The 22972-nt window shown below is 68.1% G+C and carries 21 protein-coding genes; 16 read left to right on the top strand and 5 right to left on the bottom strand.

Going from position 1 to position 22972, the window contains the following annotated elements; translation table 11 throughout:
- The first annotated feature begins 2 nt into the window (after nucleotides 1-2).
- From folP to NIBR502771_RS03955, 8 genes are read left to right on the top strand one after another with little or no spacing between them, the layout of a single operon-like run.
- Entirely contained in the window at nucleotides 3-941 is a 939-nt protein-coding gene (gene folP / locus NIBR502771_RS03990; protein WP_141158590.1) for a dihydropteroate synthase, read from the top strand.
- 13 nt (nucleotides 942-954) lie between these two features.
- A complete protein-coding gene (gene folB / locus NIBR502771_RS03985; RefSeq protein WP_141158589.1) occupies nucleotides 955-1347 on the top strand; it encodes a dihydroneopterin aldolase in 393 nt (130 codons plus the stop codon).
- On the top strand, nucleotides 1344-1889 hold the full coding sequence (folK, locus tag NIBR502771_RS03980; protein WP_141158588.1) for a 2-amino-4-hydroxy-6-hydroxymethyldihydropteridine diphosphokinase: 546 nt from the start codon (nucleotides 1344-1346) through the stop codon (nucleotides 1887-1889). The genes folB and folK overlap by 4 nt, the downstream gene beginning before the upstream one ends.
- Nucleotides 1886-2434, top strand: coding sequence for a DUF3180 domain-containing protein (locus tag NIBR502771_RS03975; RefSeq protein ID WP_141158587.1), 549 nt, complete (start codon nucleotides 1886-1888; stop codon nucleotides 2432-2434). Before folK ends, NIBR502771_RS03975 begins: the two co-directional genes overlap by 4 nt.
- Entirely contained in the window at nucleotides 2415-2927 is a 513-nt protein-coding gene (locus NIBR502771_RS03970; RefSeq protein WP_141158586.1) for a PH domain-containing protein, read from the top strand. Before NIBR502771_RS03975 ends, NIBR502771_RS03970 begins: the two co-directional genes overlap by 20 nt.
- Nucleotides 2924-4594 carry a PH domain-containing protein gene (locus NIBR502771_RS03965; RefSeq protein WP_141158585.1) on the top strand — a complete coding sequence of 557 codons (1671 nt, stop codon included), beginning with the start codon at nucleotides 2924-2926 and terminating at the stop codon, nucleotides 4592-4594. The genes NIBR502771_RS03970 and NIBR502771_RS03965 overlap by 4 nt, the downstream gene beginning before the upstream one ends.
- Nucleotides 4587-5480, top strand: a complete 894-nt coding sequence (locus NIBR502771_RS03960) for a Rossmann-like and DUF2520 domain-containing protein (protein ID WP_141158584.1) — start codon at nucleotides 4587-4589, stop codon at nucleotides 5478-5480. Before NIBR502771_RS03965 ends, NIBR502771_RS03960 begins: the two co-directional genes overlap by 8 nt.
- Complete coding sequence (locus NIBR502771_RS03955; RefSeq protein WP_141158583.1) at nucleotides 5481-6404, top strand: pantoate--beta-alanine ligase; 924 nt, start codon at nucleotides 5481-5483, stop codon at nucleotides 6402-6404.
- A 54-nt stretch (nucleotides 6405-6458) separates the two neighbouring features.
- Here NIBR502771_RS03955 and NIBR502771_RS03950 read toward each other — a convergent pair whose 3' ends face one another.
- Nucleotides 6459-6725 carry a hypothetical protein gene (locus NIBR502771_RS03950; protein WP_141158582.1) on the bottom strand — a complete coding sequence of 89 codons (267 nt, stop codon included), beginning with the start codon at nucleotides 6723-6725 and terminating at the stop codon, nucleotides 6459-6461.
- 127 nt (nucleotides 6726-6852) lie between these two features.
- Here NIBR502771_RS03950 and NIBR502771_RS03945 point away from each other — a divergent pair, with 127 nt between their 5' ends.
- Nucleotides 6853-7470 carry a TetR/AcrR family transcriptional regulator gene (locus tag NIBR502771_RS03945; protein ID WP_141158581.1) on the top strand — a complete coding sequence of 206 codons (618 nt, stop codon included), beginning with the start codon at nucleotides 6853-6855 and terminating at the stop codon, nucleotides 7468-7470.
- A gap of 44 nt (nucleotides 7471-7514) precedes the next feature.
- On the opposite strand, the gene NIBR502771_RS03940 is transcribed toward NIBR502771_RS03945, so the two are convergent.
- Entirely contained in the window at nucleotides 7515-9077 is a 1563-nt protein-coding gene (locus NIBR502771_RS03940; RefSeq protein WP_141158580.1) for an HNH endonuclease signature motif containing protein, read from the bottom strand.
- Nucleotides 9078-9344: 267 nt separating this feature from the next.
- Between NIBR502771_RS03940 and NIBR502771_RS03935 the strand changes: the two genes are divergently transcribed.
- Entirely contained in the window at nucleotides 9345-9911 is a 567-nt protein-coding gene (locus tag NIBR502771_RS03935) for a type 1 glutamine amidotransferase domain-containing protein (RefSeq protein ID WP_141158579.1), read from the top strand.
- Between the two features lie 130 nt (nucleotides 9912-10041).
- Entirely contained in the window at nucleotides 10042-11544 is a 1503-nt protein-coding gene (locus NIBR502771_RS03930; RefSeq protein WP_141158578.1) for an MDR family MFS transporter, read from the top strand.
- Here NIBR502771_RS03930 and NIBR502771_RS03925 read toward each other — a convergent pair.
- A complete protein-coding gene (locus NIBR502771_RS03925) occupies nucleotides 11541-12377 on the bottom strand; it encodes an alpha/beta fold hydrolase (RefSeq protein WP_141158577.1) in 837 nt (278 codons plus the stop codon). The two genes, NIBR502771_RS03930 and NIBR502771_RS03925, sit on opposite strands and share 4 nt — an antisense overlap.
- A 55-nt stretch (nucleotides 12378-12432) precedes the next feature.
- The gene (locus NIBR502771_RS03920) at nucleotides 12433-13104 is read right to left on the bottom strand and encodes a TetR/AcrR family transcriptional regulator (protein ID WP_141161398.1); all 672 of its coding nucleotides are present in this window, start codon (nucleotides 13102-13104) and stop codon (nucleotides 12433-12435) included.
- Between the two features lie 228 nt (nucleotides 13105-13332).
- Between NIBR502771_RS03920 and NIBR502771_RS03915 the strand changes: the two genes are divergently transcribed.
- Genes NIBR502771_RS03915 through atzF form a run of 5 tightly spaced genes read left to right on the top strand, consistent with a single transcriptional unit; the run spans nucleotide 13333 to nucleotide 22029 of the window.
- Complete coding sequence (locus tag NIBR502771_RS03915) at nucleotides 13333-14838, top strand: amino acid permease (RefSeq protein WP_141158576.1); 1506 nt, start codon at nucleotides 13333-13335, stop codon at nucleotides 14836-14838.
- A 45-nt stretch (nucleotides 14839-14883) separates the two neighbouring features.
- Complete coding sequence (locus NIBR502771_RS03910; RefSeq protein WP_141158575.1) at nucleotides 14884-15759, top strand: urea amidolyase associated protein UAAP1; 876 nt, start codon at nucleotides 14884-14886, stop codon at nucleotides 15757-15759.
- Nucleotides 15756-16427, top strand: a complete 672-nt coding sequence (locus NIBR502771_RS03905) for an urea amidolyase associated protein UAAP2 (RefSeq protein ID WP_141158574.1) — start codon at nucleotides 15756-15758, stop codon at nucleotides 16425-16427. The genes NIBR502771_RS03910 and NIBR502771_RS03905 overlap by 4 nt, the downstream gene beginning before the upstream one ends.
- Nucleotides 16424-20170, top strand: coding sequence for an urea carboxylase (uca, locus tag NIBR502771_RS03900; RefSeq protein ID WP_141158573.1), 3747 nt, complete (start codon nucleotides 16424-16426; stop codon nucleotides 20168-20170). The genes NIBR502771_RS03905 and uca overlap by 4 nt, the downstream gene beginning before the upstream one ends.
- Nucleotides 20167-22029 (top strand): allophanate hydrolase, encoded by a 1863-nt coding sequence (gene atzF, locus NIBR502771_RS03895; RefSeq protein WP_141158572.1) that lies wholly within the window; start codon nucleotides 20167-20169, stop codon nucleotides 22027-22029. Before uca ends, atzF begins: the two co-directional genes overlap by 4 nt.
- On the opposite strand, the gene NIBR502771_RS03890 is transcribed toward atzF, so the two are convergent.
- Entirely contained in the window at nucleotides 22007-22921 is a 915-nt protein-coding gene (locus tag NIBR502771_RS03890; RefSeq protein WP_246839803.1) for an alpha/beta fold hydrolase, read from the bottom strand. The genes atzF and NIBR502771_RS03890 overlap by 23 nt on opposite strands.
- Nucleotides 22922-22972 lie beyond the last annotated feature (51 nt).

The raw sequence follows: 22972 nt of genomic DNA, 5'->3' as shown, positions 1-22972 counted from the left end.
CCATGGATACACTCGCTGCAGCCCCCGGAACGGGGCCCGCAACATCCCCGCTGCCCATCCTGCGCAAGCCGCGGCCGGCCGCGCGCTTCGAAGACCTGCCCACCGGCCGCACCCTGGTCATGGGCATCCTGAACGTCACCCCTGACTCCTTCAGCGACGGCGGCAAGCATGCGACGGCAGACACCGCCATCGCGGCCGGCCTGCGCATGTTTTACGCCGGCGCTGACATCATCGACGTTGGGGGCGAGTCCACCCGGCCGGGTGCCGACGACGTCACTCCGGACGAAGAGCAGCGCCGCGTGCTGCCCGTGATCGAAGCGCTGGTGAAGGCCGGCGCCCTGGTCAGCATCGACACCACGCACGCCTCCACGGCGGCCGCTGCCCTCAAAGCCGGCGCTGCCATCATCAACGACGTCTCCGGACTGACCATCGAACCCGAGATGGTGGAGCTTGTGGCAACCTCCAGGGTGCCCTATGTCCTCACCCACCGCCGGGGCGACGCCAGGACCATGAACTCGCTCGCCGAATATACGGACGTGGCCGGGGAAGTGGTGGCGGAGCTGGCAGGGGTGCGGGACAAGCTCTACGCTGCCGGCGTCAGCCAGGAACAGATCATCATCGATCCGGGCCTGGGGTTCGCCAAGAACGACGCCCAGAACTGGGAACTCCTGCAAAACCTGGACCAGCTGGACAGCCTGGGGCACAAGGTCCTGGTGGCCGCCTCCCGCAAGCGTTTCCTCGGCACCCTCCTTACCGTCGCCGGAAAGTCCGCCGCTCCGGACGAACGGGACGCTGCCACGGCCGCGATCACGGCGATCAGCGCCAGCCGCGGGGCATGGGCCGTGCGTGTGCACGACGTCGGGTCCAGCCTCGACGCGGTCAAGGTTGCGGCGCGCATGGCGGCGGCACCCTCGACACAAGCCGTACCTAAAACGCAATAGGGCCGGGGGACCCATGGACAGGATTACGCTGACCGGAGTGACGGCAGTCGGCCACCACGGTGTCTTCGATTTCGAACGCCGGGAAGGGCAGCCCTTTGTGGTGGACGCCGTGCTCTACCTGGACTTCACCGGAGCCGCGCAGTCCGACGATGTCCGGGACACCGCCCACTACGGTGAGGTGGCCCAGCGTATTACCGATTGGATCACCGGAGAGCCGCTCAACCTCATTGAGGCACTCGCGGTGCGGATCGCCGAAGGCCTCCTGTCCGAATTCGCCCTCCATGCCGTCGACATCACGGTCCATAAACCGCAGGCCCCCATTGAGGTTCCGTTCGGGGACGTGGCAGTGACGGTCCACCGGGATCGGGCCTCTGCCGTCCCTGCGCCGGCCGGGGCACAGGCATGAACGGAATCTACACCAAGGCCGTGCTGGCCCTGGGAAGCAACCTCGGGGAACGGAATGAGACCCTGACCGAGGCCGTGGCGGACCTCGTGGACCCGCCGGAGGTCCGGCTCCTCGCCGTCTCACCCATCGTCCAGACCAAGGCGGTGGGCGGACCCTCCGGCCAGCCCGACTTCCTGAACATGGTCATCACCGTGGAAACCATCCTCACCCCTGCGGAACTGCTGGAACACTGCCAGGCCGTGGAGAACAAGCACCTCCGGGTCCGCGAGGTCCACTGGGGACCGCGGACGCTCGACGTCGACATCATCACCTACGGAGAGCTCCGCAGCGACGATCCCGTCCTGACCATCCCGCACCCCCGCGCAGCGTCACGCGCGTTCGTCCTCTATCCGTGGTCCCTCATCGAACCCGGCGCCACGCTGAACGGCGAACGGATCAGCACCCTGGCAGTGCAGGCCGACGATTTCAAGGATCTTGCCCCGTTTGACGGTTACGGAGACTTTGACGGCCTGCCCACGGCGGGAGCTGTGGACGAGCGATGAAGCCCATCAACCCGCTGCGTTTGCTGCTGATCTGCGTCATTCTTGCCGTCGCTGGCTGGTCGGCCACGGTTGTCACCAGCCGCTACAGCATGGCCACGCCTGTCCTGCCCTCCACCGCGCTTGCCACCATGGGGGTCATCGTCGTCATCACCTTGATCCTGGGGATCCGGATCCTGAGATGGCGGAACAGCCACCAGCCCAACAGCAAGACGAAGAAAACGCAGCTGGACCCCCTGTTGGCCGCCCGGACCCTGGTCCTGGCGCAGGCGTGTGCGTACGCGGGAACGGTGCTGCTGGGCTGGCACGTGGGCATCTTCCTTGACCAGTTGCGGATCTGGAGCCTGCGTAGCGACCAGGGAATCACCTGGCTGGCCCTTGCCATGGCCGGCGGCGGCCTGGTGATGATCGTGGTGGGACTCCTCGTTGAGCGGTTTTGCAGGATTCCCCCGGAGGACGGCGACACCCCCGGTGCCGACGGGAAGAAGGGCCGCACCGCCCGCGGCGAGGCCGCCGGGGAAGGCGAGTATGCGTACCGAGGCGATTGACCCGCCCGGTATTGCCTGGCAGCGGGTTTCCCCCAAGTACGTGACCGTCCGGCTGGTGGAGTGGGCCCTGGCGAACGTCCTGGCGGTGCTGGTCCTGTCCGCGCCGCTGGTGCTCGTCCTCCTGGGGTGGTGGCGGTGGCCGCCGCTGTGGCTGGCCATCACCGTTCCGGCTGTCACCCTGCTGGTCGCCCTGTGGCGGCTGGTGCTCATCCCGCGGCAGGTCAGGGCCATCGGCTACGCCGAGCGCGACGACGACCTCCTGGTCAGGAGCGGCATCTTCTTCCAGCGCACCATGGCCGTCCCCTACGGCCGAATGCAGTACGTGGACATCGCAGTGGGCCCCGTGGAGCGCGGGCTGGGCCTGTGTACCGTAAAGCTCCATACGGCATCACCTGGCACCAACGCGCGCATTCCCGGCCTCCCGGCGGAGGAAGGGGCGCGGCTCCGCGAACAGCTGGCCGCGCGCGGCGAAGCCAGGCTGGCAGGACTGTGACCACTGACGGCCAGTTGCCCGGAGCGCCCGCGCTCCCACCTGCCGCGGTACCGGAAAGCTACGAAACGTCCGACGGCGATTGGTTGCGCGTGCATCCTGCCTCGCCTTTCGTCCGGGGCTGGGTTGCGCTGGCGGCCATTTTGTTCTTTTTTGGCCGCGACCTCTTTGAGCGGACGCTCCAGGGCCAACCGGTGTTCGAGGACGGGTTTGCCCGCCGTGCACCGTGGCTCCTGGGCGGCGGCGCGGCGGTGCTGGCCGTAGCAGTCCTCGGATTCGTCCTGACCTGGTACTTCACCAAGTACCAGGTCTCCGGCGGCTACGTCCGCGTCAACACTGGCCTCCTCTTCCGCCAACACCGGCAGGCGAGGCTGGACCGGGTCCAGGCAATCGACATCGTGCAGCCGCTGTTGGCCCGCATCTTCGGCCTGGCAGAACTCAAGTTCGAAGTGGCGGACGCCGGCGAATCGGCGGTGCGCCTTGCCTATTTGCGGATCGACGACGCCCGCCGGCTGCGCGCCACCATCCTTGCGCGGGCTTCCGGGGCTGAGGCGGATTCCGGTGCGGGGCCGGCCGCCGGCATCGACGGCGCGGCGCTTGCCGGTCCAGCCGGCCTATCCGCGGCTTCCTTTGGCCCGTACGCATCCGAGGCGCCCGAAATCCAGGTACTTCGCGTGCCGCCGTCGCGCCTTATCGGATCGCTCCTGCTGAGCGAGCAAAGCTTCTTCATTGTGGTGGGCGGCATCGTCTCGGTGCTCCTGTCCGCGCTGACGGACAACCGCGCTTTCTACTTCTACCTGGTGCCCGCCGGGCTGGGCCTCGCCGCAGGTTACTGGAACTTCTTCAACAAGGGCTACAACTTCACCGCCGCGGTCTCGCCGGACGGCATCCGGCTGCGGTACGGACTGCTCGATACGCAGGCGCAGACGCTTCCGCCCGGCCGGATCCAGGCAGTGAAGATCGCCCAGCCGCCGCTGTGGCGTCCCTTCGGCTGGTACCGGATGCAGGTGAACGTCGCCGGCTACGGGACCTCCGGCAACGCGGCCGAAGCGAACACCCGGACCATCCTCCTGCCCGTCGGGAAGTTCGCCGACGTCATGGCCATGCTTTCGCTGGTCCTCCCGGATCCGGGAACCGAACGCCCTGCCGAGGTGTTTGCCGCCGGCCTCGGTGGCACGGGTTCCGACGGCGGATTCACCACCACGCCGCGGCGGGCATGGCTGCTGGCGCCCCTTGCCTGGCGCCGGAACGGATTTGCCGCCACGGACACGGCGCTGCTGATCCGTTCCGGGCGCTGGTGGCGGGACCTTGTGCTGGTGCCCCACCAACGGACGCAGTCGCTGGCAATCCATCAGGGGCCCGTGGCACGCCTGTTCCGGGTGGCCGACCTGGTCCTGCACACGACGGCCGGCCCCGTGGCCCCGAGGCTGACCCAGGCGGGACTGGACGAGGCCCGGCAGCTCTTTGACGAGCAGTCCGCGCGGGCCCGGCTGGCCAGGAGGCGGCAAACCACCGAACAATGGTTGCGGCAGGTTGTTCCGGCAGCGGAACCTGCGGCCGTGCCGGGCACGCCGGTACCCGGGGCGCCGCATCCTGGGACACCGCATCACGGGACACCAGCCCGTGAAGCCCGCACCCACCACGAACAGGAAGGCCAGCAGCATGGCTAAGCCCGGACGCCTCGGCGTTGGAATCATCGGTGCCGGCAAGGTGGGCGCCGTGCTTGGTGCCGCCCTGCGCGCCGCCGAGCACGCCGTCGTGGGGGTCTCGGCCGTCTCCGACGCCAGCCGGGACAGGGCCGAGGCGCTGCTCCCCGGCGTGCCCATCCTGGAAGTGCAGGACATCGTGGAGCGTGCCGAACTGGTGCTGCTGGCGGTGCCCGACGACGCCCTCCCGAACCTGGTGGAAGGGCTGGCGAAGCTTGGCGCCTGGCAGCCGGGACAGCTCGTGGCCCATACCTCGGGCCGGTTCGGCGTGGGCGTGCTGCATCCGGTCCGTGCCGCCGGCGCGGTTCCACTGGCGCTGCACCCGGCCATGACCTTCACGGGCATGAGCCTTGACCTCACCCGGTTGCTTGACTGCACCTTCGGCGTGACGGCCGATGCCGCCATGCTCCCCATCGCGCAGGCCCTGGTGGTGGAGATGGGGGCGGAGCCCGTGGCCATCGCCGAGGCGGACCGGACGCTCTACCATGCAGCCTTGGCCCACGGTTCCAACCATTTGGTCACGCTGGTGGCACAGGCGTCGCAGCTCCTGCGCGAGGTGGGAGTGGAATCCCCCGAGCGGATGCTGGGGCCGCTGCTGCGGGCCACGCTGGAAAACGCGCTGGCCTCGGGGGAGTCCGCCCTGACCGGTCCGGTGGCCCGCGGGGACGTCGGCACGGTGCGTGCACACGCTGAGGCGTTGCGGGAGTACGACGGCGGGGGGCAGGGTGACGTGCTCGCCGCCTACCTCGCGATGGCCCGAGCCACCGCTTTGCGCGCCGAAGGCCGGGGGCTGCTGAAACCTGACCAGCTGAAGGGTCTGCACGAGGCCCTTGATCCGAAGGAAGACTGAATGCCGATTCAACTCGTCACCACGGTGGCCGGCCTGAAAGCCGAAAGTGACCGCCTGCTCACAGCGAAGCAAGGAGTTTCCCAAGGGCTGGTGCCAACCATGGGGGCACTCCACGAAGGCCATGCAACGCTGGCGCGCACCGCCGTCGAGCAGAACGATGTGGTGGTGGCCAGTATCTTCGTCAACCCCCTCCAGTTCGGCGACGCGGTTGACTTGGACCGCTACCCGCGGACGCTTGATGCGGATCTTGCCCTGCTTGAGGAGCAGGGCGTTGACCTGGCGTTCGCGCCCTCCGTGGAAGAGGTCTACCCCGGTGGCGAGCCCTTGGTGCGGATCACTTCGGGCCGCCTGGGGGATAAGTGGGAGGGCGCTTCGCGGCCCGGACACTTTGACGGTGCCCTGACCGTTGTGGCCAAACTGCTGCACTATGGCATGCCGGCGGCAGGTCTTCCGGCTGGCTCTGCAGGTTCCGGCGGGGGCAGCCTGCCGGCGTACCGTGCCTACTTCGGGCAGAAGGACGCCCAGCAGTTGGCCCTGGTCCGGCGGATGGTTGCCGACCTGAATTTCCCGGTGGAGATCGTGGGAGTGCCGACGGTCCGTGCCGAGGACGGCCTGGCGCTGTCCAGCCGGAACCGCTTCCTCTCCGAGGCAGAGCGGGACGCCGCGCTGGTCCTGTCCAGGGCGTTGCGGTTGCTGGAGGAGCGGGCCAAAGCCCACGAACCGCTGGGCATCGATTCCGCGCTGGCGATGGTGGAATCCCAGCCTTTGGTGGAACTGGACTATTTCGATGTGGTGGATCCGGGCACACTTGAACCGCTGGCCGAGAACTGCCGGGAAACACCTTTCCGTGGCGAGGGCCTGGCGCTCATCGCGGCCAAAGTGGGGCCGGTGCGCCTGATCGACAACGTGCCGCTCAGTTCATAGCAGCGGAGCGGAGTGCTGCGGTGCTGGATTTGCCCGGCAGCCCTGCGGGATTGCTTAGGAAACTGGATGGTCCCGGTTGATCATGAGCTGCTCGAGCAGCGCGCGTTCGGGCTGGCCCGGGTTCCTGGCGACGCACCGGCGGAGTCGGGCCCTGGCAAGCTCTTCACCCGGATCCTGGCCACCGAGCAGCTCGTCGATGATTTCCTGGGCCTGCCACCGGAGCGATTCGATGGCGAACTGCCGGACCTCGGCGGGCGTCTCGCCGGACATCCAGGGATCCGGGTCCGACGGGACACTTTGGAACATCCGCTCTGCTGACATTGGGGCCTCCTTGCTCCAAACCGGCGGACCCTTGGTGCGCCTGTGCGGTGTCCTTAAGAACTGCGCAGGGAAAACACTACAGCGGGAAAGACCAGTCTGTCTTCCTCTCGGATAGACTCCAAGTCCTATGAGCACAGAGGCGAAGGTCCCGATATCCGATGCTTCCTCCCCGGCGGGGCCGGAGGGCAGCAGCAATTCCGTGGAACGGATCCTTTCGGTGGCCTACGAACTGTTCTCGCGCAGGGGAATCCGGGACGTTGGCGTCAATGAGCTGATCGACAGGTCGGGGGTGGCAAAAGCCACGTTCTACCGGCATTTCCCGTCCAAGGATTCGCTGGTCCTGGCGTTCCTCGAGCAGCGGGACAAGCTGTGGACCGTGGAAGCGATCGTGTCCCAGGCCCGTCGCCGGGGGCAAACGCCGGTAGAGCGACTGCTGGCGATCTTCGACGTCCTGGGGGAATGGTTTCAGCGCGATGACTTTGAGGGGAGTAGCTTCACCCATGTCCTGCTGGAGATGGGGCCGTCGCACCCCTTGGGGCAGGCCAGCATCAACTACTTGGCGAAACTCCGGGGCCACGTCCAGGCGCTGGCCGAGGAAGCCGGGCTTGTGGACACCGATGGGTTTGCGCGCTCCTGGCAGATCCTGATGAAGGGCGCCATCATCTCGGCCACCGGCGGTGACCTTGACGCGGGGAAACGGGCCCGGCATATGGCGGCCTGGCTGATCGAGCATCACAAGCCGTAGTCGACAGGTGCTGCACGACGGGCTTCAGGACTCACTGCGGGAGCCTATGACCGGACGCCGATGGCGTCCGGGACAAGGGCAAATTGCGTGGCTAGGAATTCGGCCCAGAGTGGATCGTCGGCTGGCAAGTCGTTGAGGTCCACGTACCTGTCGTCGTCGGGTTCCCACTGCGGAGGGTTTTCGAGGCTGGCCTCCAGGCACTGGCATTTACCGGCAGCTTCCCGTTGCAGCCATGGTGGCAGGCTTTCCGGTGGCCAGTGGGTTGGTTCTGAATCCTGTCTTTCGGGTTTGTAGTGGCGTCCGGTGGGTGAGGTCCAGCCCGGTGGGTCTTTGCTCGTGGCCGGGCCGGGGGTCCATTGGCTGTGGTGTTTGAGCCGATGGTGCTTACGGCAGAGTTGTGCCAGGTTGCTGACGTTGGTGGTGCCGCCGTGTTGCCAGGCGGTGAGGTGGTCGGTTTCGTTGTCGGGGGTCTTGTTGGTGCAGCCGGGGAACGTGCATTGGGCATCGCGCAGCCTGATCCAGCGTTTGATGGCCCCCGTGAGCCGGTAGTTCTTCCTGCCGATCTCCAGGGGCGCCCCGTCCCGCGGGTCGACGAGGACCCGGTAGAACGACTCCGCCCCACCGGCGACGAGTTTCCGTGCCATGGACGCCGGAATCGGCCCGAAACCATCCAGGACTGCGGGTTCGTCAGTGAGGCCGAGAAGGGCGAACACGGGCACGGTGACCAGGACGTCGGCCCGCGGGGTGGGAATTTCAGCAAGGCCGGTGCCGGTTCCAGCCCCCAGCAACAGGGATGCGGCGATGTCGGGGCGGAGTTGCGTAAGCGTGCGGGGTTCGTTGGGGCCTTGGAGGCCGCGGGCGGTCGCGGTGGTCCGGTTCCAGATGGCGCACGCGGTATCGCCGGGGAGGTAGAGGGAGACCCAGGCCATGCCGTCCCGGTCGGGGGTGTATTCCATCCGACGATCCGCCACCCCCTTCGCATGGCGCTTTTGGATCGACTCCGGGTGGTGGCGTTCCCGCCAGGCCCGGATCTTGGCCCGGAACCGGGACGGAACCAGTTCAACGGGCGCGGCGCCACGGGCCGGATCGGGTGCGTCGGGGTCGAAGAAATGCGCCACCAGCCCGGCAGCCCCGACAGCGTCAAGGCTCTCGGTTTCGTCCGCGACGACGCGGGCGTGCTGCCAGGACATCACGCCCGCGGCCAAGGCGTTCATGACCAGCGGCAGGGAACAAATCCGGCGGGACTGCTCCACCAGCGCCCCGGCACCGGCGGAACTGATGGTGAGGACCCCTGCGATCTCCTCCACCACCGACATCTGCGCGTACGTGCGGTCCTGGACCGAGGCGTCCGGCGGGGTCATCGCCTCCTGGAACCCGACGGCGTCGGCCGCATCCTGCGCCTTCACCCCTGCAAGCTGCGCCTCCAGCCGGGACGCAACCTCCAGCCGCTCCAACCGGATCTCATACCGCCGCTGCAACACGTCCACACCAGCACCAACACTGGCACCGGCCGCCAGGGAAGCGTCCTCACGCTCCAGCGCATCCAGGGCAGCAACAGAGGCACGAACACCCTCCAACACCACCCCAACACCACCGCTGATTCCCATACCCACATCATCCAGCGACCCACTGACATTTGAAGTCGCCCCTGCTTAATGCGCCTGGCCGCCAACGCCACCCGCTGCCAAAGGTGCCTCGACCCTGCAAGCCCTGTGCCGGCGTCGTACGCCTACCCACGGGATAGCGCCCAAGACAGATAGTCAGCTTGCTTATTACTTTTCTCTTTCCTAGGCTGGAACACGTCAGGCAATCAACTCTCGAGCGGGACCCGACGCGCCCAGACGCTGCGCGGGCCGCTCCAGCGAGGAGGAAAAATGTCAGAGCACAGCATCGCAGGCAAGAAGGTGGCATTCCTGCTGACTGATGGAGTGGAACAGGTGGAACTCACCAGTCCCTGGCAGGCCGTAAAGGATGCCGGCGGCGAACCCACCCTCATCGCCCCGAAGAGCGGCAAGCTGCAGGGCTACGACGGAACGGAAAAGGGCGATACCTTTGACGTCGACCTCACTGTCGCGGACGCCAACGCCTCCGATTTCGACGCGCTGGTACTTCCGGGTGGCGTGGTGAACGCAGACCACCTCCGCGTCGACATGGACGCGCAGAGCTTCACCCGCAGCTTCTTCGAACAGCACAAACCGGTGGCATCGATCTGCCACGGACCGTGGCTGCTCATCGAGGCCGGAGTCATCCGGGGCCGGAACGTCACGTCCTACTTCACGCTCGAAACCGACCTGAAGAACGCCGGCGCCAACTGGACGGACCAGGAAGTTGTGGTTGACCAGGGCCTGGTGACCAGCCGCAACCCCGACGACCTTCCGGCGTTCAACAGCAAGCTGATTGAGGAAATCTCCGAAGGCCAGCACGCAGGGCAGACCGCCTAAAGGGAGGCCCTAATGTTCCCTCGGGGGTAGAAAGAACCCATGCGGAGGAATTACTCCAGCGGGTAGAGTGTTGGAATCTGCAGCGGCGCCGGCCGCGCATCACTCTTAAAACACCCCTGAGGGAACACCCATGTCTACCGAAGTCTCTCCGAACGCCAGCGGACAGTCCGCCCCTGACCAGGGACCCGGCGAAGGAATCCGCCAAGGAAACCCGTCCGCCGCACCGGAGAAGATGTCCCGGGAGTCCGTGACCATCATCAGCACGCTGCTGGTGGCGACGTTCGTGGTGATCCTCAACGAGACCATCATGAATGTCGCCCTGCAGCGGCTCATGGTGGACCTCCGGGTGGACGCGCCCACCGTCCAATGGCTGTCCACCGGATTCATGCTCACCATGGCCGTGGTCATCCCCACAACCGGCTTCATCCTCCAGCGCCTCTCCACCAGGGCGGTCTTCATGCTGGCCATGGGCCTGTTCGCCGGTGGAACGGCACTCGCTGCGGTGGCGCCGGGATTCGAAGTCCTGCTCCTGGCCCGCATCGTACAGGCCGGCGGCACCGCCATCATGCTGCCGCTGCTGATGACCACCATCCTCACCCTTGTCCCCCTTGCCAAGCGCGGTGCGGTCATGGGCAACGTCAGCATTGCCATCTCGGTGGCGCCGGCCATGGGCCCCACGGTCTCCGGGCTGATCCTTGAGCACTTCACCTGGCGCTTCATGTTCGTCTTCGTCCTGCCCGTGGCCCTCGCCGCGCTGGCCATCGGCGCCAAATACCTCACCAATGTGGGAGAAGTGGAGAAGGGAAAGCTCGACGTCCTGTCCGTGATCCTCACCGTCCCGGCCTTCGGTGGCCTGGTCTACGGGCTCAGCCAGATCGGCGGCGGCCATGGCGGCCAGGCCGGCCCCAGTGCCGGAGCCATCGCTGCCCTTGCGATTGGTGTCGCTGCGCTGACGGTGTTCGTGCTGCGCCAGGTCCGGCTCCAGAGGGCCGCCGCGCCGCTGCTGGACCTTCGCGCGTTCAACTTCCGGATGTTCACCGTCTCGGTCCTGCTGATGGTGGTGGCCATGATGGCGCTGTTCGGCGGCGTCATCCTGCTCCCGCTCTACCTGCAGGAAGTCCGTGGCCTGGGGTCGCTCGAGACTGGCTTGGCGCTGCTTCCCGGCGGCCTGGCCATGGGCCTGCTCGGCCCCGTCATCGGCCGGGCATTCGACAAGGTAGGCCCGCTGCCGCTCACCGTCACCGGTTCCATCCTCATGGTGGTGACGCTCTGGCAGTTTTCAATGGTCGACGCCGGCACGGCGGTTTGGTGGATCATCACCCTGCACGTCGGGCTGAGTTTCGGCCTGGCCCTGCTGTTCACCCCCGCCTTCACCACCGGGCTGAACCCACTTCCGCCGCACCTGTACTCCCACGGCTCGGCGATCATGAGCACCACCCAGCAGGTGGCCGGCGCCGCCGGCACGGCGCTGCTGGTGTCAATCTTCGCCGTGGTGAGTGCGACGTCGGGGCTCGTCGCCGGGATGAGCGCCGCCTTCATGACGGCAACGGTCATAGCCCTTGCCGCCCTCGTGCTGTCCGCGATGATGCGCAAGACTGAAGGTGCCGGACCGGGCCACGGGCCAGCACACTAGCCGGCGAAGAAGTCGCTCAGTTCCTTGATCAACTTGTCAGGGGCCTTGATGGCGCCGTCGTGGCCGAAGCCGGGCAGGATGGTGTAGCTGGAGCCGGAGAGGACATCGTGGATCTGGCCGCACGCGATGCCGAAGTAGGCCGGGCTCTTTTCGCCCACCACAATCAGCGTCTCCAAGGGGAGCGCCTGGAACGGTTCGGCCGGCATGTCGGCGGCGATGATCGCCTTGATTTCGCGGACGCCGGTGCGCATCAGCTCGCGCTGCTGCTTGCCCTCCGTGGTGCCCGCGGTCAGCTTGTTGGCCAGGGTCAGCATGGAGAGCGGCATTCTTGATGAGAAGGAGCCGCCGGCTTCCAGGCCGCGTTGGATGACGGCGAGGGCGCGGTCGTGGTCGCCTGCCGCGATTGCGCGCTCGTACTCCACAATCCAGTCCGCAGTGACGCTGCCGTTCACGGAGACCGCGGGGTCGTAGACCGCCAGACGTTCCACCGGAAGGGTCCGCGCGGCGTGCAGGGCAACGGCGCCGCCAAAGCTGTGGCCAAAGACATCCGTGCTGGAGGTGTGCTTCATGACGGTGTCCAGGTCACGGATATCCACGTCCAGCGTGTAATCCTCGGGCTGGGGGGACGACGATCCCCGGCCTCGCCGGTTGAACGTGTGCACCGGCCGGCCCAGGCCGGCGCTTAGTTTCTGGGCAAATTTGGTGTAGTCCGCGGCCGTGACCATTGAAGGCGGCACCACCACCACGCCCGACCCTGCCGAAGCCAGTTCCGCGCCGGTGGAGAAGAGCTCAATCGTGCCGCCGTCGGGGGTCCTGATGTTCTCTCGCGTCATGCTCCGAGCCTAGCCGAGCAAGTGGTTGCAGGCATCCCGGCCGGTTCGGCCGGAATCAGGCGAGCCGCCCGATCAGCTCCCTGCTGGCCGTGCGGATGGCCGGGAGCTCCGCGCCGAGTCCACAGAGGATGAGCCCGGCATCCGCCGCCTGCAGAGCCGATTCCGCGTTGGTGGCTCCATCGGCGCGAAGGTAGATCAGCGATTCGACCAGGCGGAAGGTGAAGTCGCCGCCGTCCGGTCCGGAGGCGGTGGCAGACAGGCCGTTGCCAAGTTCCCCGTATAGCCGCCGCAGTTCGTGCCGGTCGGCCAGGAACCGGGCAAAGCGGGTGCTCCTGACCTCGGGCAGGTGGTACAGCACGCCAAGGTTCCAGCGTGCGCTGCACAGCTGCGTGCCGTCATAAAGCGCGACGGCGTGCAGCCGGCTCCCGGCCGGGCTTTCGGTTCCTTCGCTGCCAGCGGGCAGCGCGGCCACGGCCCGGGCAAACTCCAGGCCGCCGGACACCGTTCCCTCGAGCAGGTCCTCAAGGATGTCGTCCTTGGTCTTGAAGTGGTGGTAGAGCGATGACTGCCGGATGCCGACGGCATCCGCGATGGACCGGGTGGAGGTGCTGGCGAAACCCTGGGTGGTGAACAGTTCCGCCGCGGCGTCGAGGATTTCGTCGCGAGCGGTGGCGCCTGGCCGTGATGGCTGTTGGTGGCGGGGGCGTCCCGGTCCGGCGTAAGTCACCGACTCATTCTTGCACCGCAAGGCGGCCTCGAAGGTGCCCTGCTGGAACGGTGAGGGGACGGAAATGTCCACGAAACAAGATGTCTATCCGCCTTTTACAGAGGTGAAACTGTTTGGGGACATCGCGCTGGAAAACTATCAAGTGACCGGTAATCCGCAGCCTTCGGCCGAGCGCTGCACTGCCGGAAGGCTTCGCCCCCAAGATCCCTTTCCAGCCCGGAGATTCCCATGACATCCACCGTTCTCCCCGCCGTCCACCAGGACGATGCAGACCTGACGTCCCTTGGCTACCAGCCCACCCTGCACCGAAAGCTCGGCCGCTACGCTTCCTTTGCCGCCGGTTTCTCCTTCGTCTCCATCCTCACCACCATCTTCCAGCTCTTCGCCTTCGGCTACTCCTTCGCTGGTCCCGCGTTCTTCTGGACCTGGCCGGTAGTGCTGGTGGGCCAGCTGCTCGTGGCCCTCAACTTTGCCGAACTCGCCGCCCGCTACCCGCTCTCCGGAGCCGTCTACCAGTGGGCGCGCCGCGTCGGCGGGGAAGCCGTGGGCTGGTTTGCCGGCTGGTTCATGGCCATCGCGCAGGTGGTCACCGCGGCAGCCGCAGCCATTGCCCTGCAGGTGGTCCTGCCCCAGCTGTGGGACGGATTCCAGGTGGTGGGCGGTGACCCGGCCCTCAACACCGTCACCGGGGCTTCCAACGCCGTGATCCTGGGCGCCGTCCTGCTGGTGGCCACCACCATCATCAACTCCCTGGGCGTCAAGCTCATGGCGCACGTGAACTCCGTCGGTGTCACCTGCGAAATCGTCGGCGTCGCAGCCGTGATCCTGGCCCTCATCAGCGCGGCCCAGCGAGGTCCGGACGTGGTGGCGGACACCACCGTCCTTGAGGGCTCGGACATCGGCGCCGTGGGAGCCTTCCTGGTCTCGGGGCTCATGGCCGCCTACGTCATGGTGGGCTTCAACTCGGCCGGGGAGCTCTCCGAGGAAACCAAGGACCCGCGCCGCACCGCCCCTCGGACCATCCTCTCCGCCCTGCTCATCTCCGGCATCGGGGGCGCCCTGATGATCATCACCGCCCTGATGGCCGCACCCAGCCTCGACGACGGCCGCCTTGCCACCGAAGGCCTGCCCTACGTCCTCACCGCAGTCCTGGGCACCTTCTGGGGCAAAGTGCTGCTGGTTGACGTTGCCATCGCCATCTTCGTCTGCACCCTGGCGATCCAGACCGCCGGTTCCCGGCTCGTTTTCTCGATGGCCCGCGACGGCAAGCTCCCGGCGTCGGCCCTGCTCTCCTCCGTCCACCCCACCCGTGGGACGCCCATGTGGCCTTCCATCGTGATCGGCGCCCTTGCAGTTGCCGTGCTGGCCATCAACGTCGGCAACGCCGCCCTGTTCACCACACTGTGCAGCGTCTGCATCGTGATGGTTTACATCGCCTACCTCCTGGTCACCGTCCCGCAGCTGGTCAGCCGCCTCCGCGGTGACTGGGGGCGGGTGGGCCAGACCATGCCGGCAGGCCTCTTCTCCCTGGGCCGCTGGGGCCTTCCGGTCAACATCCTCGCCGTCCTCTACGGAGGCATTATGGTGGTCAACCTCGCCTGGCCCCGGCCCGAGGTGTACGACCCCTCCGGCGACAACGGGCTGCTCCTGTGGTCCGCGCCGCTGATGGTCGCCGCCGTCCTGCTCCTGGGCGTCTGGGTCCGGCGCAGGAACCTCGCAGCCGCCAAAGCCTGACGCCCACGTCCCCCTATCGTTCCCGACCTAAACCAGGACTCGACCATGACACAGACCATCGAAACGGCAGCCACCGGCACCGCCACCACGGCCGGCGCCCGCGCCCACGCCAGGGACCAGCACGGCAAGACCGCCGAAACCATGCGCTTCGTCCCGCCTGCCTCCGCGCCAGGGCGCCTCCTGGCTGGAATGCCCGACGCCGAGTCCCCCTCATGGGCGGAGTCCGTCGCCTTTGGCCGCTACACCACCATGTCCCTGGCGCGCGGCACCCGGGTCCGGCTCACCGATACCGCCGGCGACGCCTGCGTGCACGCCCTCCTGTACCGCGCCGGTGCCACCCACGAACGATTGAACGTCGCCGACACCGTCAAGGTCCCGTGGCAGGCCTATCCCGCTGCCGGGCACCCGCTGCTGTCCGACGCCGGCCGGTTGATGGCCACCATCGTGGCCGATACCTCCTCCCGGCATGATGCCCTGACGGGTGCCACCACCCTCACCGGCAACACCGCGAAATACGGCGCCGGAGCAGTCCACAGCGCATCCCCGGCAGCGCGCGAACTGCTCACGCTGGGCGCCCTGAAAAACGGGATGGGTCCGCGGGACGTCGCTCCCTCGCTGTCCCTCTTCAAGGGGATCGCCGTTGACCCGGCCGGCAGCATCACCTTCACCGGCAGCGCCGGCCCGGGTGCCGCCGTCGAACTCCTTCTCCACCTGGACGCCGTCCTGGTCCTGGCCAACACCGCGCACCCGTTGGACCCCCGCCGGGAGTTCACCGGAACCGCCGTGGACATCCTGGCCTGGCACGCGCCGCAGGACCTTCGCGAACTCGAAGCAGGCCGCCTGGTTGGCCCGCTGGCTCCGGAACACCTGCAGGCCCTGCTCAACACCGAACACGATCTCACCGCAAGGAACGCCCGATGAACACCGCCATTGAGACCCGCCCGGACGCTGCAGGAACGGCACTCGCCCCCGGCACCGTGATCCTGGATGAATTCGTAGCAGCCCGCGGTCCCTGGTCTGCAGTGGTGGCAGCCGGAGACGTGCTGACCATCGTGGACCTGGAAGGCAACCAGGCCGTTGACTGCCTGCTCTACGCCGCCGGGGACACCACCGTGCGCTACTCGGCGGCAGCCACCATCGCCGCACAGCAGTCCATCGTCCTCACCACCGGTTCGGTCCTGCGCGCCGACACCGGCGCTGCCCTGATGACCGTCGTGGCAGACGAAGTGGGGGTGCACGACACCATCGGCGGCGCCTGCTCGCAGGAATCCAACACCCTCCGCTACGGCCAGCACACCCGGGAACAGCACGCCTGCGTGGAGAACTTCCTGATCGAGGGCTCCCGCTGGGGGCTGGGCAAGCGGGACCTGGTGTCCAACATCAACTGGTTCATGAATGTCCCGGTGGACCCGGATGGCGCCCTGGGGATCGTCGACGGACTGTCCGCCCCCGGCAAGCGCGTTGCGCTGAAGGCGGAGGTGGACACCTTGGTGCTCGTCTCCAACTGCCCGCAAATCAACAACCCGTGCAATGGCTTCAACCCCACGCCAGTCCGCATGATCGTCACCCGTCCGGAGGCTGCACTGTGACCACTACAAAACTCTTTGACACCCTCCTGATCGCCAACCGCGGCGAAATCGCGTGCCGCATCATCGAATCCGCCAGGAAACTGGGGCTGCGCACCATCGCCGTCTTCTCCGAGGCCGACCGGGGTGCCAAGCACGTCCGGCTCGCCGACGAGGCGGTGCTGCTGGGGCCCGCGCCCGCCAAGGAGTCCTACCTGCGGGTGGAGGCGATCCTGGCCGCGGCAAAGGAAACCGGCGCCGGTGCCATCCACCCGGGTTACGGCTTCCTGTCCGAGGACGCCGCCTTCGCCGAGGCCGTGGAAGCGGCCGGCCTGGTCTTCGTCGGTCCCACCCCCGAACAGCTGCGGATCTTCGGAACCAAGCACACCGCACGCGACGCCGCACGGGCGGCGGGGGTGCCCATGATCGCCGGTTCCGGCCTGCTTGACGACGTGGATGCCGCCGTCGCGGCCTCCGCAACCATTGGGTTCCCGCTGATGCTCAAGGCCACCGGCGGTGGCGGCGGGATCGGCATGACGGTCTGCCGCACGGAGGCCGAGCTCGTGGACAGCTTCCCCCGCGTGGCCCGCCTGGCAGGTGCCAGCTTTGGCACCGCAGGGGTTTTCGCCGAACGGTATGTGGAGAACGCCCGGCACGTGGAGGTCCAGGTCTTTGGAGACGGCCAAGGCCGGGTGGTCAGCCTGGGCGACCGGGACTGCTCCCTCCAGCGCCGCCACCAGAAAGTCCTCGAGGAGGCCCCCGCCCCGGACCTGCCCGCCGATCTGCGCGAGGAACTGCACCGCAGCTCCCGCGCCCTCTGCGCCTCCCTCAACTACCGCTCCGCCGGCACGGTGGAGTTCGTCTACGACTCCGCCCGCAAGGAAGCCTCCTTCCTGGAAGTCAACGCCCGGCTCCAGGTGGAGCACCCGGTCACCGAGTCCGTCACCGGGGTGGACCTGGTGGAATGGATGCTCCGCCTGGCCCAGGCCGGCGCCAAAGCCCACACGGTGTTGGCGGACGTGCCGGATGCGTTGCCGGTATCCGGGCACGCCGTGGAGGCCCGCGTTTACGCCGAAGACCCGGCGCGCGGCTTCCAGCCCAGCGCCGGAACCGTCACCAACGCCGCCTACCCGGGGCCGGCGGAAGCACGCGTGGATGCCTGGGTGGAAACGGGCACCGACGTCTCCACCAACTACGATCCCCTCCTGGGCAAAATCATCACTTCCGGCGCAAGCCGCACCGAGGCCTTCGACCGCCTCGCCGTTGCGCTGGGCAACACCCGGATCGATGGCATTGAGACCAACTTAGGGCTGCTCCGCGCCGTGAGCGGCATGGACGTGGTCCGCGCCGTCGAGCACTCCACCAGCACCCTGGACAACGTGGGGGACCCCGAGCCGCGGATCACCGTGGAACGACCCGGGCTGCAGACCAGCGTGCAGGACTGGCCTGGACGTACCGGGCTCTGGCAGATCGGCGTTCCGCCCAGCGGCCCCATGGATGACCTCTCCTTCCGCCTGGGCAACACGGCGCTGGGAAACCCCGAAGGAGCCCCGGGCCTGGAGTTCACCATGACTGGACCGAGCCTGGTGTTCACGCAGGCCACCACCGTCTGCGTCACCGGCGCGGAGGTCACGGTGACCGTGGACGGCGCGGAGGTGCCCGCGTGGACCCCCGTGACCGTCCCTGCAGGCGGGACGCTCGACGCCGGCACGGCCACCGGCAAGGGCCTGCGCGGCTACATCCTGTTCCAGGGCGGCCTGGACATTCCCGCCTACCTGGGCAGCGCGTCCACCTTTACCCTGGGCCAGTTCGGCGGCCACGCCGGGCGGGTGCTGCGCGCCGGCGACGTACTTCGCACGGTCACGGTGGACGGGGTACCGGCCGCAGGGCCGGCCGCAGCGGTGCCCGACGACAGCCGCCCAGTCCTCGTGTCCACCTGGGAACTGGCCGTGGCCGAGGGCCCGCACGGCGCCCCCGAGTTCTTCCAGCGCGAAGACATCGAGGAACTGTATGCCGCGGAGTATGAGGTGCACTTCAATTCCGCCCGCACCGGCGTCCGGCTGATCGGCCCCAAACCCCGCTGGGCACGGACCGACGGCGGCGAGGCCGGCCTGCACCCCTCCAACATCCATGACACCGCCTACTCGGTGGGCGCCCTGGACTTCACCGGCGACACCCCCATCCTGCTTGGCCCGGACGGGCCCAGCCTGGGCGGGTTCGTCTGCCCCGTCACCGTGGTCACGGCCGAACGCTGGAAGCTTGGCCAGCTCCGCCCGGGGGACAAGGTCCGGTTCGTGCCCATCAAAGCCAGCCAGGCGCCGTCGGCCGCTGACTTGGGACCCGGGCGCCAGCTGGTGCTCCCTGGTGACGCCGGCTGGTCCGGCAGTGCCGCCCTGAAGCTTCCGGCAGGGGCAGCGGCAGCGCCGCGGCCGGCACGCGGAGATGGCGACGACGGCGTGCTGGGCCGGGTGCCGGAAGGTTCCGGCCGGCCCGCGGTCACGTACCGCCGCTCCGGCGATGACAACCTGCTGGTGGAGTACGGCGAGATGGTGCTGGACCTGGGCCTGCGCGCCCGGGTCCACGCCCTGCACCAGCACATCGAAGCGCTCCGGGTGCCCGGCATTGTTGACCTGACCCCGGGAATCCGGTCGCTGCAGATCAAGGTGGACCCGTCCGTCCTGTCCACCCGCCGGCTGCTGGGCCTGGTCCAGGAGGTCGAGGCGGCCCTGCCGGCGAGCTCCGAGCTGGTGGTTCCCAGCCGCACCGTCCGGCTGCCGCTGTCCTGGGACGACCCCGCCACCCGCGAGGCGATCGAACGCTACATGGCAGGCGTCCGCGATGATGCACCCTGGTGCCCGTGGAACATTGAGTTCATCCGCCGGGTCAACGGCCTGGACTCCGTCAATGACGTCTTCGACACCGTCTTCAACGCCGAATACCTGGTCCTGGGCCTGGGCGACGTGTACCTGGGTGCGCCCGTGGCCACGCCGCTGGACCCGCGGCACCGCCTGGTCACCACCAAGTACAACCCGGCGCGCACCTGGACCCCGGAGAACGCGGTGGGCATCGGCGGCGCCTACATGTGCATTTACGGGATGGAGGGCCCCGGCGGCTACCAGTTCGTGGGCCGCACCACCCAGGTGTGGTCCCGGTACGCCGATGCCGCTCCGTTCGAACCCGGATCGCCCTGGTTGCTCCGCTTCTTCGACCGGATTTCCTGGTACCCCGTCAGCCCGGAGGAACTCCTGGACCTGCGCGCCGACATGGCGGCCGGCCGCGGCCGCGGCGTGGAGATCGAGGACGGCAGGTTCTCGCTCGCTGAGCACGAACAGTTCCTGGCCGAAAACCGCGTGTCCATCGAGGTGTTCCGGGACAAGCAGGGCGCGGCCTTCGCAGTGGAACGGCAGGCCTGGGCTGACGCCGGCGAGTTCGACCGTGCCGAGGCGCTCGCCGCCGCGGCCGCCCCTGAATCGGATGACGTGGTTGTTCCGGACGGCGGGTCGCTGGTCTCCGCTCCGTTCGCCGCGAGCGTCTGGAAGGTGGATGTGGCCGAGGGCGACCGCGTGGCCAAGGGGCAGCCCCTGGTGTCACTGGAGGCAATGAAAATGGAAACAGTCCTGGAGGCGCCGTGTGACGGTGTGGTGCTCCGGGTCCTGCCCATGGCGGGTTCGCAGGTGGTTGCCGGCGAGGCAGTGGTTGTCCTCGGCGGCAGCGACCTCGCGCCGCTCGAGCTGAAGGACCTGGAACTGGAAGGGGCAACGGTATGAACCCGGCACCCGCCGGCGCCGCCACGCGGCGCGCCGAAGCAGCACTGGCCGCGGTTGACGCCGTGGACCGCCCGGAAATCTGGATTACGCTCCGCGGCCGCGAGGACGTCGTGGCCGAAGCGGCAACCATCGACGCCGCCGTTGCCCGGGGTGCCCACCTGCCGCTGGCCGGGCTGGTGCTGGCCGTCAAGAACAACGTTGACGTGGCCGGGATCCCCACCACGGCTGCCTGCCCCGGCTTCGCCTACGTGCCGGAGCAGGATGCCGAAGCCGTGGCGCGGCTCCGCGCCGCCGGTGCCCTGGTCCTGGGCGCAACCAACCTGGACCAGTTCGCCACCGGGCTGGTGGGGACGCGCAGCCCCTATGGCGCCGTCCGGGACTCCCGCCGGCCGGAGTACATCTCCGGCGGGTCCAGTTCCGGGTCCGCCGTGGCCGTTGCGCTGGGGCTGGTGGACATCGCCATCGGCACCGACACCGCAGGCTCCGGCCGGGTTCCCGCCGGGTTGCAGGGCATCGTGGGCATCAAGGGAACGCTTAACCTGGTGTCCACGGCAGGGGTGGTGCCGGCCTGCCGGTCCTGGGACGCCGTCACGATTTTCGCCCGGGACCTGGCCTCGGCCGAGTTGGCCATGGGCATCATGGCCGGCGGTGCCCGCGCGTGGCCCGCGGACACAAAGCTCGGAGCGCCGTCCCGGCCCCGGGTGGCCTACCCCGCGAGCCTCCCGGCCCTGCCGCCTGGGTGGGCTGCGGAATTCCAGCGGCAGGTTGACCGCCTGCGCTCCAGCGGGGTGGATGCCGAAGCGATCGAATTCGACGCGTTCCTGCAGGCAGCACGGCTGCTCTACGACGGAGCGCTGGTGGCCGAACGCCACGCTGCAGTGGGGGACTTCCTGGCAAGGCACGACGCCGGCACGGACGGCCGTGCGGGCATCGATCCCACCGTGGAAGGCATCATCCGGGCTGCCGGTACGGTGTCCGCCTCCCGGTACGTCGCCGACACCGCCAGGCTGGAGGAATTGAAGGCCACCGCCATGGCCCGCCTCCAGGGCTTCGATGCCCTCCTGGTTCCGACGGCACCGTTCCACCCCACCTTGGCCGAGGTGGCCGCGGATCCGGTGGGGGTGAACTCGTTGATGGGCACCTACACGAATTTCTGCAACCTGTTCGATCTTTGTGCCGTGGCTGTCCCGGCCGGCGAGGTGGATGGCGCCCAGTTCGGCGTCACGGTGGTGGGCCGGGCGTTCGATGACGCTGTGGCGGCGGACATCGCCCGCCGGCTGGAAACCATTCCGGCGACGCCTGGACTCTTCGCGGCCGGGGCGGCGGCGGGCGCCGGAGGACTGGAGGCAGCCGCAGGAGCCGCCCGGCCGTCGTCGCCCATTCCCTGGCCGGTCGCCGCCGGCGCAACGGCCCTGCCGCTGGTGGTGGTGGGCGCGCACCGCAAGGGCCAGCCGCTGGCCCGGGAGCTTGAGGAACTCGGCGCCTTCTGGGACGGGCCCGTCCGCACCGCTGCGCGCTACCGGATGGTGGCACTGGATACCGTTCCGCCCAAGCCCGGCGTGTACCGGTCCGAGAACGGCGCGGAACTGGTGGGGGAGAAGTGGCTGCTCTCACAGGCTGCCTTGGGGACATTCCTGGCCTCGCTCCCTGAACCCATGCTCCTGGGATCCGTGCGGCTGGCGGACGGCACCACCGCCGTCGGGTTCGCCTGTGATGCCGTTGCCGCCGCCGGCGGGGAGGACATCACCGCCTGGGGTGACTGGCTGGCGGACCGAAGCATAGAGCCGAAGCCCCGGACGGTGTGGCGGGACTTGGGGGAGGCCGCCCTCGCGGGGTTCAGCCGCGGTGGACGGGAATAGCTCCGGAGGAATCCGGGCGGGGCTTTCCGTCCGCACCTTCGTCCTTGAAGTACGCCGAGATGTCAGCCACGAGCTCTTTGACCGCTGCCGGGATGGACCCGTGGAAGCATTTGGGCGAGAGCTGGTGGGTGCTGCCCGGAACGGCTGCGTGCAGCCGTTCCGCGGTCACCTTGTAATAGTCGGGGCTCTTCCCGCCGGCCATGAAATGCGTGCCGGACGGCAGCACGCTGAAATCGCGGGCGTGGTCTTTTTCGTTGAAGGCCGCGCGCAGCTCACCCACTCCGCTGGGCATCACCTCGCGGAACAAGGTGTTCACCTTGGTCCGCGACAGCACGGCCATCAGGCCAGCCAGCACGGGATCGGGGATCCGTGCCATGACGGAGCCGGGGCTGGTGGCCTTCTTCATGTACGCCAGGGCGCGGCCAACCCTGCCGTTGTTGACGGCATCCTCGAATCCGTCCAGCCAGGCGGTGTCGATGCTGCCGTCGATGTTCACCGCGGCGTCGTACACCGCGAGTTTGTCCGGCACGTACCCGGTGCCGGTGAACTCCTGTACGGCATTGAGCGCCACCGCCCCACCCAGGCTGTGGCCCAGGATGTTCCGGGCGCCGGTGGCATCCATCACGGTCCGCACGTCCTCGATCTCGGTGGCCATGGAGTAGCCCGGCGGCTGCTCGGAGGAGTTGCCACGGCCCCGGCGGTCATAGACGTCAACAGCCCAGCCATCACCCAGGCCCTTCGCGAGCTCAATGGAGAACGGCCGGTAGATCAGGGCAGTGAGGAACGCTCCACCGATCAACAGCACCCGCTTTTCGCCAGGAGCATCCTCGGTGCCGTAGCTGTATAAAGCCAGCCTGCCGGCGTCGTGCGTTGGAAGTACCCGTTCTTTCACCCGGCCATCCTAGGGTGCAAGCCTGCAGGGCAGCTGAAAGTCCCGCAAGCC

This window comes from Pseudarthrobacter sp. NIBRBAC000502771, from assembly GCF_006517215.1.
In the GTDB taxonomy this organism is placed as follows: Bacteria; Actinomycetota; Actinomycetes; order Actinomycetales; family Micrococcaceae; genus Arthrobacter; species Arthrobacter niigatensis.
The sequence above is the reverse complement of the archived record's forward strand: the minus strand, read 5'-3'. Positions and strand labels throughout refer to the sequence as shown.